At 66.8% G+C, this 14,403-nt stretch carries 17 protein-coding genes; 10 read left to right on the top strand and 7 right to left on the bottom strand.

Going from position 1 to position 14,403, the window contains the following annotated elements; genetic code table 11:
- Positions 1-8 precede the first annotated feature (8 nt).
- Positions 9-980 (top strand): UDP-glucose 4-epimerase GalE, encoded by a 972-nt coding sequence (galE, locus tag NWFMUON74_RS35350; protein ID WP_187689700.1) that lies wholly within the window; start codon positions 9-11, stop codon positions 978-980.
- Positions 981-1,081: 101 nt separating this feature from the next.
- Positions 1,082-1,585 carry a GNAT family N-acetyltransferase gene (locus NWFMUON74_RS35345; protein ID WP_187689699.1) on the top strand — a complete coding sequence of 168 codons (504 nt, stop codon included), beginning with the start codon at positions 1,082-1,084 and terminating at the stop codon, positions 1,583-1,585.
- A 79-nt stretch (positions 1,586-1,664) separates the two neighbouring features.
- Here the strand turns inward: NWFMUON74_RS35345 and NWFMUON74_RS35340 are convergent, their stop codons facing one another.
- From NWFMUON74_RS35340 to NWFMUON74_RS35320, 5 genes are read right to left on the bottom strand one after another with little or no spacing between them, the layout of a single operon-like run.
- Complete coding sequence (locus NWFMUON74_RS35340) at positions 1,665-1,919, bottom strand: hypothetical protein (RefSeq protein WP_187689698.1); 255 nt, start codon at positions 1,917-1,919, stop codon at positions 1,665-1,667.
- Positions 1,916-2,167 (bottom strand): hypothetical protein, encoded by a 252-nt coding sequence (locus NWFMUON74_RS35335; protein WP_187689697.1) that lies wholly within the window; start codon positions 2,165-2,167, stop codon positions 1,916-1,918. The genes NWFMUON74_RS35340 and NWFMUON74_RS35335 overlap by 4 nt, the downstream gene beginning before the upstream one ends.
- 16 nt (positions 2,168-2,183) lie before the next feature.
- Entirely contained in the window at positions 2,184-2,591 is a 408-nt protein-coding gene (locus tag NWFMUON74_RS35330) for a hypothetical protein (protein WP_187689696.1), read from the bottom strand.
- Positions 2,591-2,815 carry a hypothetical protein gene (locus tag NWFMUON74_RS35325; RefSeq protein ID WP_187689695.1) on the bottom strand — a complete coding sequence of 75 codons (225 nt, stop codon included), beginning with the start codon at positions 2,813-2,815 and terminating at the stop codon, positions 2,591-2,593. The genes NWFMUON74_RS35330 and NWFMUON74_RS35325 overlap by 1 nt, the downstream gene beginning before the upstream one ends.
- A complete protein-coding gene (locus tag NWFMUON74_RS35320; RefSeq protein ID WP_187689694.1) occupies positions 2,805-3,185 on the bottom strand; it encodes a hypothetical protein in 381 nt (126 codons plus the stop codon). Before NWFMUON74_RS35320 ends, NWFMUON74_RS35325 begins: the two co-directional genes overlap by 11 nt.
- A gap of 645 nt (positions 3,186-3,830) precedes the next feature.
- Between NWFMUON74_RS35320 and NWFMUON74_RS35315 the strand changes: the two genes are divergently transcribed.
- From NWFMUON74_RS35315 to NWFMUON74_RS35290, 6 genes are all read left to right on the top strand, one after another.
- A complete protein-coding gene (locus NWFMUON74_RS35315; RefSeq protein WP_187689693.1) occupies positions 3,831-4,727 on the top strand; it encodes a helix-turn-helix domain-containing protein in 897 nt (298 codons plus the stop codon).
- A complete protein-coding gene (locus NWFMUON74_RS35310) occupies positions 4,724-5,176 on the top strand; it encodes a DUF397 domain-containing protein (RefSeq protein ID WP_187689692.1) in 453 nt (150 codons plus the stop codon). Before NWFMUON74_RS35315 ends, NWFMUON74_RS35310 begins: the two co-directional genes overlap by 4 nt.
- A 247-nt stretch (positions 5,177-5,423) precedes the next feature.
- Positions 5,424-6,641 carry a hypothetical protein gene (locus tag NWFMUON74_RS35305; protein WP_187689691.1) on the top strand — a complete coding sequence of 406 codons (1,218 nt, stop codon included), beginning with the start codon at positions 5,424-5,426 and terminating at the stop codon, positions 6,639-6,641.
- A gap of 301 nt (positions 6,642-6,942) precedes the next feature.
- The gene (locus tag NWFMUON74_RS35300) at positions 6,943-7,431 is read left to right on the top strand and encodes an ImmA/IrrE family metallo-endopeptidase (RefSeq protein ID WP_232111290.1); all 489 of its coding nucleotides are present in this window, start codon (positions 6,943-6,945) and stop codon (positions 7,429-7,431) included.
- Positions 7,428-8,591 carry a DUF6545 domain-containing protein gene (locus NWFMUON74_RS35295; protein WP_187689690.1) on the top strand — a complete coding sequence of 388 codons (1,164 nt, stop codon included), beginning with the start codon at positions 7,428-7,430 and terminating at the stop codon, positions 8,589-8,591. Before NWFMUON74_RS35300 ends, NWFMUON74_RS35295 begins: the two co-directional genes overlap by 4 nt.
- Positions 8,588-9,958 (top strand): cytochrome P450, encoded by a 1,371-nt coding sequence (locus tag NWFMUON74_RS35290; protein WP_187689689.1) that lies wholly within the window; start codon positions 8,588-8,590, stop codon positions 9,956-9,958. Before NWFMUON74_RS35295 ends, NWFMUON74_RS35290 begins: the two co-directional genes overlap by 4 nt.
- A 25-nt stretch (positions 9,959-9,983) precedes the next feature.
- Here the strand turns inward: NWFMUON74_RS35290 and NWFMUON74_RS35285 are convergent, their stop codons facing one another.
- Positions 9,984-10,391: a hypothetical protein gene (locus tag NWFMUON74_RS35285; protein ID WP_187689688.1), complete on the bottom strand. Its 408-nt coding sequence runs from the start codon at positions 10,389-10,391 to the stop codon at positions 9,984-9,986.
- Positions 10,388-11,179, bottom strand: coding sequence for a helix-turn-helix domain-containing protein (locus tag NWFMUON74_RS35280; RefSeq protein WP_187689687.1), 792 nt, complete (start codon positions 11,177-11,179; stop codon positions 10,388-10,390). The genes NWFMUON74_RS35285 and NWFMUON74_RS35280 overlap by 4 nt, the downstream gene beginning before the upstream one ends.
- 231 nt (positions 11,180-11,410) lie before the next feature.
- Between NWFMUON74_RS35280 and NWFMUON74_RS35275 the strand changes: the two genes are divergently transcribed.
- A complete protein-coding gene (locus NWFMUON74_RS35275; protein ID WP_187689686.1) occupies positions 11,411-13,222 on the top strand; it encodes a type IV secretory system conjugative DNA transfer family protein in 1,812 nt (603 codons plus the stop codon).
- A 48-nt stretch (positions 13,223-13,270) separates the two neighbouring features.
- Complete coding sequence (locus tag NWFMUON74_RS35270; RefSeq protein ID WP_187689685.1) at positions 13,271-14,398, top strand: hypothetical protein; 1,128 nt, start codon at positions 13,271-13,273, stop codon at positions 14,396-14,398.
- Positions 14,399-14,403 lie beyond the last annotated feature (5 nt).

Genomic DNA, 14,403 nt, shown 5'->3' with positions numbered 1-14,403 from the left:
GACAACCCGTGAAGCTGCTCGTCACCGGCGGTGCCGGATATATCGGGTCCGTCGTGACCCACCAGCTCGTTGAGGCCGGCCACGAGGTCGAAGTACTCGATGACCTGTCAACAGGCTTCGCCGAGAACGTCCCCGACGGCGTTGTCCTGCACCGCGCATCGGTCCACGACAGCGCCGAAATCCTCACCGCAGGTGCCGGATTCGACGGTGTTCTCCACTTCGCGGCGAAGATCGAAGTAGCCGAATCGGTCCGCAACCCCGAGAAGTACTGGCACCAGAACATCGAAGGGTCCTTGGCGTTGCTGCGCGCGATCCGCGCCGCCCACGTTCCGCGGCTGATCTTCTCGAGCACCGGTTCGATGTACACCGGAGACGGCACCACCGCGTTCGATGAGGACGCGACGGTCAGCCCCAAAAACCCGTACGCGGCCACCAAGCTCGCCATAGACCTGATGATCAGCGGCGAATGCGGCGCAGGCCCGCTCGCCGCCGCGAGCCTGCGCTACTTCAACGCCAGCGGCGCAGTCCGGGCAGCTGGCGGGCGCTGGCTCGGCGAACGGCACGACCCCGAAACCCACCTCATCCCGATCCTGCTGCAAGCCGCACTCGGACAACGGGATTCGTTCACGCTGTACGGCACCGACTACCCGACCATCGATGGAACGTGTATCCGGGACTACATCCACGTCAGCGACCTCGCCAGCGCGCATCTGCTCGCGCTCGACGCCATCGAGCCGGGCCGTCACGAGATCATCAACCTGGGCAACGGGCAGGGGCACACCAACCGCCAGGTGCTCGACGCCGTGCGGGAGGTGACCGGTCGAGACTTCCCGGTCCAACTCGGCGACCGGCGACCCGGTGACCCAGCGATCTGCATCGCTTCCAGCGAGAAGGCTCACCGAGTACTCGGCTGGAAGCCACAACGGCCCGAACTCGCCGACATCGTAAGCGACGCATGGAATTTCCACCGCGCCGAATAGACGAACCGACAGACTGGCCAGGCCCTCGCCTTCAGGGCCCGGCCAGTCGTCGGAGTTCCTTCCACGAACCCAACGAGGCCCGCACAAAGGATGGTGCCCAAGTGATCAAGGCTGACTGCCTCACCGTGCGGCCGCTAGAGCCCGGCGACGAAGAAGCCTTTCTCGCGCTACGCTCCGCACTCACCCAGGAGGGAACCGTCTTCGCCAAGGACTACCAGCCCGGTATCTCCTGGCCGGAATACCTGGACATCCAGGACAACGCGCGGGCCGGCATCGGCCTGCCGCCGAGCGCGGTGCCCTACTCCTTCCTGGTCGCCGATATCGGCGGCGTGCTGGTCGGCAGCAGCGACATCCGCCACCACCTGACCGAGAAACTGGCCCGGTGGGGTGGACACATCGGCTACGTTGTCGCTCCCCGGTATCGCCGTCTCGGGTACGGAACAGCGATACTCCGCCAAACATTGTGTATTGCAGCCGATCTCGGAATCCGGCCCGCACTGCTCACCTGTCGGTCCGACAACGCCGGATCTCTGGGAGTCATCCAGGCATGTGGCGGCATCGTGTCTACCGAGACGGCCGACGGGATTTGCTCATGCTGGCTGTGACTCAATTGAGGTGGTTTGCGGCCGCGTAATCGCGATGCTGCCGCGTATCGGTCGGGTTATGGCTGGATCGGCATTGAGGTCAGCGAGGAGCCTGGAATTGGACCTGGATGCCCATCTCCGCGAACGCCGCCATTGACTCGTCCATCAGGGCCCGGATGTCCTGCTGCTCCCCGTCCCCGGCGTCGGCGGCCGGTGTGGTCCCGTCCCATTGCCGGAGCCCTTCGAGCAGCGTTTCGAGCACCGCTCGCATCTCCTGAACGTCGATCTCGCGTGGCGGATCGTTCGGATTGATCAGCAGGGGTAGTTGTTTGCCGGGATCTCGGGGCGCGATCATGACGGAACCTCCGTCAAGTCCTGAGCGGTGCTGCGCCGGACCATGCCGTATCGGAAAAGAACTTCGTCCCAGAGCTTCCGAGGCATCTCCGTGAGCGCCTGGCCCAGTTCTAACGGCGGCTCGAATGCGGTTTCGGTGCCGTCGGCCAGCCGAACCGCCTGCACGTGCACCACAGAGTCGTGAATCGACCATTCGGCCCGATCTCCATCGACCTCGCTGATTCTTGTCGTCGCCATAACAGCGCTCATCACCTATTCCTCGCTCTCACTGCGTATTTCGTTCGTAGGTACGTCGCGGCGGCAGGGCGATCCGGTCGCACAGGCACCATCGGCCGCCGCTGTCTCGACGCCAGGACCAATCCGCCCCGGCGGGCATCAGCTCGGGGTCGAAGTCGCGCGGCTCGGCGTCCAGGAAGGTGACTTCGAGCAGCACCGCGCCGTCGAGGAGCACCAGGCGCACGCGCAGCCGGCGCAGGTCCGAATCGGCCGAATTCGCCGCGCCCGCGACGAGGGCCCGCATCCGCGCGGCCCCCGGTTCGATCGGCAGCCGCCAGAACCGCAGCGCCGAGGCTGCCAGCGTCTCGCCGCCGGTGTTCGCGGTGTCGGTGGCCACCAATATGACTTCGGCGGTGTCGATCACCGTCGCGGGTCTGTCCGCGCCATCCTCGAACATCAGCGCCTCCGCCAGACGGCGGCCGCCGCCGCGGCCGTGCCGATCCGGCGGACCGGCACGTGAACGCACAGTTCGGCAGCGACCACCGCCGCGCGGGTGATCTCACCGGAGGCCGCAAACTGGCCTACCCGGCGGTAGACCTCTCGGTGCCCGCCTACCTCCGCAATGACATCGGTCAGAGTCAAACCTGTTGAAAGCGAACGCATCTGCTCGTCATCCCCCATTCCGCCGGAGCATCGGCGGCTCCGTGGCGTTCAAACCGACGCGGCTCGCGGCCGGATCGGCGACCCACACGAAGGCGTGTGCCTCAGCGCGTAGAAGCTCCACCAGGCCGTTCGGCGACGCCGACCCCGGCCGGAGCATGTGCGATAGCGCCGGAACGGCTACGTCGTGGCACTCGGAACGCTTCAGTTCGATCATCAGCGAGGCGAACGCGGACCACATCCGGTCCGGCGGTTCCTGGAACACGGCCCCGACATCGAAGCCTTCGGCGCTGGCGAACTCGCGAATCTGGTGTTCCCATTCCTCGAGCTGGCTCGCGTGCTGCACCAGATCGGCACGCAGGTACCCGTAGATCAGCGGTTTGACGTTCACGCCGCACCCCCGCCGAGTGACCACCGCCGCCCAAGTCGGCTCCGTGCGGTCGGGGCTTCCGGGGTCCATGGCCGAGGCCAATCACACTCCCCCGTGGTCACAAACGCGAACAGCTCGCGTTCGGTCAAGCCGATTTCCAGCGCTCGCGGCCTCATCCAGGCAAGAAGGGCCGTCGATTCCTCAGCGGCTCGAAGCGCGGCGGCTGCCTGCTCGGTGGTGAGTTGGCGACCCGGAAGACACGAAAGCTCCCAGATCCCCTCGCCGACGTAACGCGCCTGATGAGTCGTTACGTCGCTGAGCATCAGCCGTTGGGGGATTACTTGGACAGCCACCGGCACCACCCCCCTATGCGGCGGCGCGATGGCCTGACCAGCGAAAACCCACCCGATTCGATCCTCACAGCCATCGCATCCCCTGCCTGTTTGTGGAGCGCCGGGGTGACTCCGGCCACAACACAAGTGTTCTACACTCGGACCGATAACACAATGCTCGAAATCAGTCTGTGTCAGCACATGCCGTCTGATCGTAGACGGGACGAATTTGGCCCAGACCTGCGTCAACCTGACGCGGGGTAGTCTTGTGAGCGGAAGGTGTGTCGTTGTTTAATTTGCGTGACACAACTTCGGCGTGATTGGAGGGCTTGACGTGGCACTGGATTCGGTGGGTACCGCGCTCATCCGGCGGCACATCGGCCGTCGCTTGACCGCACTGCGGGGCAAACGCTCCCAAGATCAGGTCTCCAACGCGCTCGGCATCAGCCGATCGACCATCGTGCGGATGGAGGATGGTCACGAAGCTGTGCGGTACACCGTGCCGAACATGAAAGCCCTGCTCGATCTCTACGAGGCGAGCGAGGAAGACCGGCATATCTTGCTGGCCCTCGCCGCGGAGACCCGCAACGGCCGGTCCAAGTCGTGGTGGCACGACTACACCCAAACCGAGCTACCGGAGTGGTTCGGGTTATTCGTGATCATGGAGGACTCGGCCACCAAGATCCGCGTCTACGAATCGGAACTCGTTCCCGGCCTGCTCCAGACGGAGGAGTACGCCGAGCTGCTGTACCGCACTCCGGCGAACTCGGCCAGCGAGGAGCAGATACGGCAGCGGGTCAAGGTTCGGCTGGATCGGCAAAGCCTGCTCACGCGCGAGCCACCACCGGAACTCAACGTCGTGCTGAACGAAGCGGTGATCACGCGGCCCATCGGCACCGATGGCCTCATGACCCGCCAGGTTGAACACCTGCTCGACCTGATGAAGCGGCCGAACGTGACGATCCGCATCCTGCCCTGGAAGGCCGGAATGCATGGCGGTATGTCTGCCGCGAACTCGTTCACTCTTCTGGAATTTCCCGACGATCCGAGCGGCGAACCCATCGAACCACCGCTTGCCTACGTCGATACGCTCACCGGCGCGATGTACTTGCAGAAGCAAGACGAGTTCGCCGCCTACGAGCGGGTCTGGCGCGACATCGACAAGAAGGCGCTCAGCGTCTCAGATTCCAAGAACCTCATCATCTCAGCATTGGAAGGATTCACACGATGACCACCTACAGCACCGTCATCTGGCGGAAGGCCCGCCGCAGCGGACAGAACGGTGCCTGCGTCGAGGTCGGAGTTTGGCGAAAGGCCCTGCGTAGCGGTCAGAATGGCAACTGTGTCGAGGTCAAATCGGCAGGCGCCGCGATCCTGATTCGAGACAGCAAGTACCTGCGCGACCCGAGCAACGACCCCGAGGCCCAGCCGATCATCTCCATCACCGTCGCCCAATGGAGCGACTTCCTGGAGGCTGTTGCCGGTCGGTCCGAAGCTCTCACCGAGCCCGCCATCACCGTGCACGCCGACGGGTCGGCCACGCTCACGTCCGCCGATGGCGTCGCCCTGGACTACACGCCTACCGAGTGGTTGTACTTCTCGGAGGCAGTGACAGAGGGTGAGTTCGATGACCTCACCGACCAATGGACACCCGCAAAAAGCCAGCTCACCGGGGTTTAGGAGGCAAGCCAACGAAGTTGGCGCGGCAGCCCTTTTCCTGTCCCGCGCGCTGGGACCGGTGACGACGAGCCCCAGCGCCACCGCCCGCCGACCGGCGCGGCGCGCCCCTGCAACGAACACAACAGAGAGAGCCGGGCCAGCCGGCCTCCCGAATTCGACTCACTGACCGGGCCCGCGGATTCCGTGGCCCGGTCAGGCTGTATCAACAGCGCACCGCAACCGTCCCCGGAGAGCTGGAGGCCAGCACGTGACCACTTCGACCGATCTCGCGGCGATGCCGTGGAAGGCCCCGGAGCCTCACGAGCTGCCGGAATGGCGGATGCGGATGTGCGAGTACACCGGCGGCGAAGAGTCCATGCGCTCGCTGGCCGGAGCCATCAACGCCGGACAGGCCGCCGTCTTCCCGGCCGTTCCCGGTATGGACGCATCCCCCGGCGCAATCGCCTCGGTGCTGCTGGCCCGCTCCGAAGAACGCCGCCTGCGCGAAGCGCAGCTCTACTACGCCACCGCGGATATGACCTCGCTCGCGCTGGCCGCCGCAGCGGTCCCGCCGACCGAGCCCGTCAAGCCGTCGCGGCTGCCCGCCCCCTACGGGTTCATGGTGTTCGCCGAGCCGATCGGCGGATACAGCATGGACGTTGCCGACGTACTGAGCGGCGGGCCCATGGGACGCGAAGGAGCCCACGCCACCGTCACCACACCCATCGTTGCCGTCAGCTGGGGCCTGTGGTGCCCCGGTGAGGTTAGCGTGACCGACGGCCCTACCGGCGGCCCTGCTGTGCGCTGGTTCAACCAGCGCACCCGTGGCGGGCTGGAGCCGATCCCCCAGCACTTCGACGGCGTTTGGCTCACCTTCTACGCACCGGTGAACAGCGCGTTCGAGCGCCTGGCCCCCGAAACCGTCATCGGCACCGCGCGGAACGGAGCCCCGATGACCGCAGGCGATATCAGTTCCCATCCCCGCCCAAACCCGCTGACCTGGGACAACGAAATGGCCCTGGCCTTCGGCATCCCGTTCGGTGAGCCGGAACCGGACACCACCAAGGAATGGGCCCAGGTGGTCTACACCGCCTGGCAGCTGATGAGCCAGACCGGAAAGACGCAGCTCACCGAGACCGAGGACATCCCCCGGAACCGCGCGGGCCGCAAACGCGACCACCGCGCCGGCATCACCGGCCCCTCGGATGTCCGAATCGTCAACGTCCACACCGCGCACCGTCCGAGCCGAGCCGCCGCCGAACAGGACGCCGCCGCGTCCACCGGCCGCCGCGCCCCGGAATGGTCCTGCCGCTGGCCGGTGCGCCCCTACCGGCGAAACACCTGCCTGAACCCCCGCGCCCACAGCGACAACGGATGCGAGCACGAAGACCGCATCGTTCCTCCCCACATCAAGGGCCCCGCCGACAAGCCGCTGAAGCTCGGCGAGACTGTCCACCTCTGGGACCACCAGCCGGAAGACGACTGACCGATCGGCGGCCCGCCGCTCCGGCGGCCGCCAGAACAGGCCCTCACATCGCCATGCAGAACCCCGCCATCGGGCGGGCATAGCCGCCTCCGCGCGAACGCACAGCTAGTACGTCGGTGGCCCTCGCTACCGTGGGCTTAAAGGTCGTTACTGCTGCTTATATCACCGGGGTATTGTGAGGTGATAACTGGTAGAAAACGGTCCTTGCTACGTGGTGAACTGCGGGACTAGTGCCCAGCAAGCCGCGTAGAACGGGCTGTATCTGAAGATCGCTGTATAGAACCTGGAGGTCGGGGCTGCGGTGGAGGAGAGCCGGTTACAGAGCATCCTGGACGGGATACCTCTGACGCCGCCATGGACCGTGGGGGAGTTCACGTCGTATCTGTCCGAACGGCTCGCCAAGCGGATCGTGCTCGATCCGTGGCGGGTCCATGTGCCGTCGGTGTCGCGTTGCGGTGCCCTGTGGGTCACAGAGCGGGAACTTGTTATCAAGTACGACCCCGCCAGGTCACCGCGCGGTCAACGGCAAGAGATCATGCATGAGGTCGGTCACGTGCTGCTCGAGCACCGTGGCGATAGCCAATTCGACGTGACGGACTCGCTGCTGGCCGAGGGCCTGGACCCCGATCATGTGCGCGCAATCATGCACCGTCGGCACTTCGACTCCGACGCGGAGCGCGATGCCGAGTGGTTGGGAACGCATCTGGCCGGACTGAGCCGAGGCCGGCCGGACGACACCGGGGGCGCGGGGCACCGAGCGGCATCGCTGATCGAATTGAACTGGCGATGAGCCCGAGTCCCCTGCTGGTGGCCGAGGCCACCTCATCCCTCTCGGGCCCGGCGACGGCGGCTCTGCTGACGTGGATCGCGGCCGCGTTGGTGCTGCGTATGGCGGTACTGGTCAACCGGGTGCGCCTGGATTGGGCCGTGGCCGTGCTGATCGCGTCCATGTGGTGCACGGCGCTGCTACGGGATCGGGCAGTGCAATCGACGCTCACCCGGTGGATATCGCTCGCGGATGTGCGACTTGCGACGCACGCGGCCGCGCTGGTCGGCGCAGGCGCGATCCTGTGGATTGGTCTGCTGTGGCGGGCACGGCGGCCGGTGCCGAACGCCGTAGTGCCGCTGATCTGGCTGGCCGTCGCGGTACTCGCCGGAGCGCTGGCGTGGATCTCCGCACCGGCGCGGGCAGCGAATATCGCCGTCGAGGAACTGCCCGGCTGGCGGCCGGGGGTCTACCTGACGGTCTACTCCCTGCCGACCGCGCTGGCCGAGGTCCTGCCGCTGGTCACCGCCGTCAGCCTCATGTGGCACTGGCGCGAGAGCCGGTCACGCGCGGTGTTCGGCGCGATCGTCACCGCGTGCATCGCGATATCCCAGCTCGACGCCTGGACCCGGATCGTGACGGGATGGCTGCTCACGACCGGTGTGCAAGGGCAGCTGACCTCCGAACGCGCTGGCGGCAACGACCTGCTTTTCCTGCTCCCGGTGGCGCTGATGATGTTGCTGGCGGTGCCGTCTATCGCAACCTCGCTCGCGATCCGGCTCGGCAAGGACGCAGCATCGCGGAACGTCCGAGTGCTCGCGCCGATGTGGGAAGACATGATGGCCGCCCGGCCGGAAATGCGCCTGCACGTCCAGGCCCGGACCACGCTGCCGCAGGTGACCGAACACCGGATGCGGATCGAGATCGAGGACACGATGATCTCGGCGGCCCCGCACCTGACCGGCCTCCCTCCGCGCCCCACCCCAGCGCAGGTGTGCGCCGCCCTGCGCGCTGCGCTCAGCGCGGACAACGCCGAGCGAGGCGACCAAGCCGCCGCCGCGCCGTCATGGGTGGGAGACGAACTGTTCGTACTGGATATCGCCCGCGAGTGGACCCGAACCCGCGCCGACTCAGGCCAGCCCCCTGTAGAAGCCGACTCGAAAGCCCGAAAGGCAACCGCATGACCACAACCACGAAGCCCGCCGCGCAGAAGATTCCGCATCCGCCCAAGCGGGTGCCGATCCTGGGTGACGTACTCGGCATGGACCGCAAACGCCCGAATCAGAAGACGTTGTGGCAGTTCTCGCAGCTCGGACCGCTGTACCGGCGGACGTTCGTCGGCGGGGTGCACCTGACGTTCGCGGGCTCGGCGGACCTGATGCGCGAAGTCATCGACGAGAAGACCTGGCAGCGGCATTTCGGCCGCCCCTACGAGAAGCTGCGCGCGATAGCCGGCGACGGCCTGTTCACCGCGGCCAACGAGTCGATGGAGTGGAAGCGCGGCCACGAGGCCCTGATTGACGGGTTCGTTCCCGCCGCGATGGCGGACTACCACGACGCCATGGTGAGCGTGGTCGAGCTGACCTCGCAGTGGCTCGGCGACAAGAGAACCGTGACCGACACCGCCGCCATGATGGGTGACGCCGCCTTGGAGACCATCGGCCTGGCGGGATTCGGGTACTCGGTCGGTGCGTTCTCCGAAGCCGATACGCCCGGCCGGGCCCCGTTCGCCGATGCGCTCACGAGGGTGTTCGCGTACGTGCAGGAGTCGGCAATTCCGGTGCTGGGCAAGCTGACCGGCGGCAAGCGGGCCCGCCAGCACGCCGAGGACATCGAGTTCATGAAGCGGACCGTGCTCGATGTCATCGAGACCCGCCGGCGGACCGGCGAGCGGTTCCCGGATCTGCTGGACCGGATGTTGCACCCCGCGAATGGTGAACCGCTGCCCGACGACAACATTGCCGATCAGGTGCTCACGCTGTTCATCGCGGGGCACGAGACCACGGGCAACCTGCTCGCGTTCGCAACTCACTTCCTGGCGCGAGATCCGGAGCTGGCGGCCCGCGTGCGCGCCGAGGCCGCCGCCGTCACCACCGATGGACGGATCGCCTACGAGGACGTGGCCAAGCTGAAGGTCACCGAAGCCGTGATCTCCGAAACGCTACGACTCTGGCCGACCGCACCAGGATTCTTCCGGGCGGCCCGGCAAGACACCACGCTCGGCGGGTACGACATCGCGGCGGGCGAATGGGTGTTCGTGCTGCTGCTCGCGGTGCACCGCGACACCGACGTATGGGGCCCTGACGCCGCGGAGTTCCGGCCGGATCGGTGGCTGGCGGACGGGTTCCGGCCGAAGCCGTGGATGTACCGGCCGTTCGGCACCGGTCCGCGGGCCTGCATCGGCAGGGCATTCGCGCTGCACGAGGCGAAATTGATCATCGCCTCCCTGCTCCGTGACTACGAGCTGGAGAGCAGCGCCGCGCTGGACGTCGAGGAGAACTTGACGCTGCGGCCGTCGAACCTCGAGGTCGAGTTCCGCCGGATCGGGTGACGAGTCCGCAGGTAAGGGAGCTGATCTACTCGGTACGAGGCGGAAGCGCCCGTAGGTCGGAGATCAGCTCCCTGAGCTTGTCACGAGTAATGGCCCGCGCCGCTACGTGCTGGACACCACGGTCACGCACGAGGGTCCACATTTGAACTTGAAGATCGAGATCCACGTCTTCGTCACCGGTGGGCAGCAGAAGGCGCACGTCCGTGACCCCTAGCACCGCACACAGCGCCTCCGCGACATCGCGCGGAATCGCGATCTCGGCCCCGCTGCGCAGGCCCGCGATGTACGCGGGTTCGATGACCTGACCAAGCCGTTCGCTGAGTTTTTCGGCGATCTGTTCGTTGGTGAGCGCCGGTTTACCCCAGTGGTGGTAGTACTCGATCATCCGCTCAAGCTTTTCCGCCAACGGCAGTGACATCGGGTTGTTCCTCATTCGTTGATCCTCCGGGGCGCGCTGAATATCTGCTGCACCAGCGCCCAACGCTGGGCGAACCGTTCTGCCTGCTCAGCTGGCACAGATTCGGGGAGTCGGTCCAGCAACCAACGCAGGTACATCAACTCGTTCTGGTCCTGGACCGTGGGCGCCTCCGGAGTCCGGCGCATGTAGTGACCAAGCAACATCTCTATCGTTGCCGAACTCAGCGTGCCCGCGTACCGCTGGCGCTCGACATCGGCGATCGTCCAGGCCCGCAGGATGCGATCCGCAACGGTGTCCATGTTGCTCACGATCGAGGCCAGCCGTTCGTCTTCTCCGGCGATGTCGGCCACCTGCTCGGCCATCTTCACGGTGTTCTGGATCAGCTCGGGCGGAAACGGGATGTAGAGCACGCTCGGTACGGGCTTCTCCCCGGAATCCTCGCTGATCTCCACCGGCGGCCGCCGCGATGTCCACGCGGCCTCAGCTGATCCATCCTTCCACTTCAACACCTTGTCCAGCCTGGTCAGCGTGTCTTTGCGGATACGCCCGGCGTCCCCGTTTTCTATCTTGCTGATCGTCAACGGGTTCAGCCCGACGGCCGCGTGAACCGCCTGCTTGGACAGGCCCAGAGCATCACGCCGCGCGTGCGCCACCTGGCCCAAGTACTCGGGGTGCTGTGTAGTCATCGCCTCGACTCTACGTAGGAACGCACGCAGCAAGGCTGCTACGTCCACATTTTCGCCGATGCTACCCGATTGCATCAGGCAGTTCTCAGCAAAGCAACCTTTAGTTTCCATCGCCATCTACAACCGGCTCCGATCGGTAAATAACCATCCTCGGTAACGATACTAAGCACCAATACTGTTGAAAGTAAGTGGTTAGCTGAGTACAGTCGGCGGTTGTAGCTACAGGTTGTCGCCCCGCCCAGGTGCGACAACCCAGGGGGCACCTTCCGTTTCCAGCGCCATTGCAGGGGTGTCGCCGGGGGCGGCACCACCGCCCGGAGCACGCAGGAAACCGAAGGAAGGCTCAGCGTGACCAACCCACTCACCGCCGCCGGGGCCAACAAGGCTGCTGGCAACAAGGGCAACGAACCGCCAGCCGCCATCGCCGCGGCCGCCCTCGGCGTGGTCGTCGGCGTGGTCGCCGCGCCGGGCCTTGTTCCGCTGGGCATCGCGTTCGGCATCGGCAACCGCGGATATGCCGCGTCCAAACACCGGCGGTTCTGGCTATGGCTCACCCCGGAGCGCTGGCCGCTGATGGCCGGGGCCGCGCTGTCGTTCGCGCTGGTAGTGGGCTTCACCGTTGCCGCCATGATCCGGATGTCCGACGGTGCCCAACCTGGCCAGCTGTGGCCCTGGCTGGTCGCTTCGCTCGCCGTCGGCACCGCCGGAGCGCCGGGCGCATTCCTCATCGGCCGCCGCCTGCTGCGCCGCGAACTGCTCGAAGGCCGCACCCGCGATGTCCTGGTCAACGCCCAGGCCATCGACGCGATGACCGACGCCGACGACGAGCAGGTAGCGCGATCGGTCGGAGTATCGCTGAACGAGGACACCGTAGGTCTGTCGGTGGTCGATCCGGACCGCGTGATGACCGCGCCGATTCCCGTCGAGGTGGACCAGGACGTTCGCTACGGCGTCGGCATCCTCATGCCCGACGACTCCATGACCGACCGCCGCAGGTCCGCCCAGTTCACCGCGCCGAACTGCGATCTGCTGCTAGTCCCGGCCACGGCCGGTCAGCAACGTATGCAGGTGTTCGCCGGGTCCGGCGTCGGCAAGACCGAGTTCCTGGCGGGCATCCACGCCGCGCAGAACCGCATGGGCATGACCAGCGTTCTTATCGACCTCAAGGGCATTGCCGAGGACGCCGAGCGGTTCGCCGCCGACGCCCGCGCCCAACGTGATTACGTCGGCGCGGAACAGCTCGTTCGCGTCGAGCGCGGCATGTGGGACTTCTTCGACACCACCCGTGACGAGCTGCTTGACCGGCTGATGTTCATCGCGCCCAAGACCCAATCGACCGACTTCTACACGAAGCGGATGCGGCGCGTGCTGGACATCATCATCGACGGTCGCGGCACAAAGCCCCTGGTGAAGTCCCTCGATGAGCTGACCGAGCGCCTGGCCGATCCAGTGCGCCACCTCGGCGCGCAGCTGGCTGGGCCGATCACCGAGGAAGACCGCCACGGCGATTCCGACGCCAAGAGCGTGGCCCAGGACGTAGACGCCATGTTCGCCCCACTGCGCCGCTTGCTGCCGAAAACCGGTGAGGGATGGAGCTTTACGAAGCTCCCGCAGGGATCGGCGACGATCGTTTCCCTGGTCCCGGTCCGCCCCGCCGAACGGCTGCTCGCGAACCTCATGCTGCGCGACCTGCGCGAACTGCTGGCCCAGCGCTCCGAACAGAGCAAAGCCGGTGCCCGTCACCACCCGCTCGCGGTGACCATTGACGAGTTCCCGCAAATGGTGGACCCCGACACCGACGCCGCCGACGAAGCGGTCCGGATCTTCGAGACCGCCCGCGCCGCCGATGTCGGCCTGATCCTCGCCGGTCAGACCGTCGAGTCCTTCAGCCTCGATGCGCAGATGCAGCGCCGAATGCTCGGCGCGGGAACCGCCGTCGTGCTCGGCCGCTCCGCGCTGCCCGACACCGTGACCGAATCCGCCGGTACGCGCTGGCAGCTCGAAGCCGCAGGCGACCCGTACGGCCACGGCATCAACTCCGCTCGCGCACAGCAGACGTTCGCCGTCAGCCCGCAACAGGTCCGCCAGCTGCACACCGGCCTGTTCTACCTGGTCCATGAAGGCGCGACCGCGCGATTCATGGCCTTCCGAACCGTCTGACCCCCAAGCCAACTGTCTCGATATCTGTTGTCCAGGAAGGAAATTGGAATGTACAAGAAGATCACCACGGCGGCCGTCGGCGCAGCCTGCACGGTGTGCATGGTCGCCGGGGTCGCCACCGCGGACCCGGTGACACCGAGCCCACAGGTTCCGCGTACCAGCCCCTCGCCGCAGGCCACCCAGCCCCCGGCCCCTGCTCCGGAGCCGGTCACCCCCGGCCTGTCCACACTGCCGCAGGCCCCGCCCGCGACCGTGTGGCGGCAGTCTCCGCCCACCACCGGCAACGGCGGCGGCACCTACAACGGCGGCGGCACCAACAACGGTGCAGGCACGAACAACGGTGGCGGACAGCAGGTTACGCCCGAAGCCCCCGCCGAGCCGCCCAAGTTCGAGCAGGTGCCCTTGCCGAAGACATCGCCGGATGTGCTCGGTTCCGGCGCGTCCACCATCCCGCGCCCGGACTTCGTGCCGCGCGATGTCGCCGAGTGGGCGAACGGATGGCTGGACTACGGCAACTCCATCGTTGATGGCGTCTACACCGCCAACGGGATGCCCGCCGACCAGGCCAGCCGCGCGGCCGCCGGAACCACGACCGGCGCGGCCGCCGGAGCGCTCATCGGCGGGACCACCGGGGCGATTGTGGTGGGCGTGCCCGCCGCCGTCGCCGGTGGCCTGATCGGCGGAACCGTCGGCGGCATCGCCGGTGCCGCTCTCGGAACTTTCGTCCCCGTTCCCGTCGTCGGAACCGTCACATCCGGTGTCGCCGGTACCGCGCTCGGCGCGGCCGCTGGCGCAGCGGCCGCAGGCGCGGCCGGTGCGGCACTCGGCGGTGTTGCCGGTGCTGTGGCGGGCGGTGCGATCGGCGGTGTTGCCGGTGCCGCACTGTCCGGCGGGCCCGGAAACCCGACGATGCCCACCGATCCGCTTCCGCCGATCCCGGCCCCGCAGCCTGCCCCGGCACCCGCGCCGGACATCCAGGCCGCCCCGGACGCACCCCCGGCCCCGGCCCCCGCTCCGGGCCCCGGTCAGTTCGATGTCAACCAGGCCATCGACGGCGTTGCCCAGTGGGCCCAGCAGCAGGCCGAGCAGGCCCCGCAGCAGATTGCCCAGGTCCAGCAGCAAGCCCACGACGCGGTAGCGGCCTTCGCCGGTCTCCTGCCGCACACCCCGGCCTAACTAGA

Origin of the sequence: Nocardia wallacei (genome assembly GCF_014466955.1) — a bacterium.
Taxonomy (GTDB): domain Bacteria; phylum Actinomycetota; class Actinomycetes; order Mycobacteriales; family Mycobacteriaceae; genus Nocardia; species Nocardia wallacei.
The sequence above is the reverse complement of the archived record's forward strand: the minus strand, read 5'-3'. Positions and strand labels throughout refer to the sequence as shown.

Excerpts from the sequence above, each read along its gene's own strand:
- NWFMUON74_RS35285 (WP_187689688.1), bottom strand. The coding sequence starts at position 10,391 with ATGAGGAACAACCCGATGTCACTGCCGTTGGCGGAAAAGCTTGAGCGG.
- NWFMUON74_RS35280 (WP_187689687.1), bottom strand. The coding sequence starts at position 11,179 with ATGGCGATGGAAACTAAAGGTTGCTTTGCTGAGAACTGCCTGATGCAA.
- NWFMUON74_RS35310 (WP_187689692.1), top strand. The coding sequence starts at position 4,724 with ATGACCACCTACAGCACCGTCATCTGGCGGAAGGCCCGCCGCAGCGGA.
- NWFMUON74_RS35270 (WP_187689685.1), top strand. The coding sequence starts at position 13,271 with ATGTACAAGAAGATCACCACGGCGGCCGTCGGCGCAGCCTGCACGGTG.
- NWFMUON74_RS35295 (WP_187689690.1), top strand. The coding sequence starts at position 7,428 with ATGAGCCCGAGTCCCCTGCTGGTGGCCGAGGCCACCTCATCCCTCTCG.
- NWFMUON74_RS35290 (WP_187689689.1), top strand. The coding sequence starts at position 8,588 with ATGACCACAACCACGAAGCCCGCCGCGCAGAAGATTCCGCATCCGCCC.
- NWFMUON74_RS35330 (WP_187689696.1), bottom strand. The coding sequence starts at position 2,591 with ATGTTCGAGGATGGCGCGGACAGACCCGCGACGGTGATCGACACCGCC.
- NWFMUON74_RS35340 (WP_187689698.1), bottom strand. The coding sequence starts at position 1,919 with ATGATCGCGCCCCGAGATCCCGGCAAACAACTACCCCTGCTGATCAAT.
- NWFMUON74_RS35335 (WP_187689697.1), bottom strand. The coding sequence starts at position 2,167 with ATGAGCGCTGTTATGGCGACGACAAGAATCAGCGAGGTCGATGGAGAT.
- NWFMUON74_RS35325 (WP_187689695.1), bottom strand. The coding sequence starts at position 2,815 with ATGGGGGATGACGAGCAGATGCGTTCGCTTTCAACAGGTTTGACTCTG.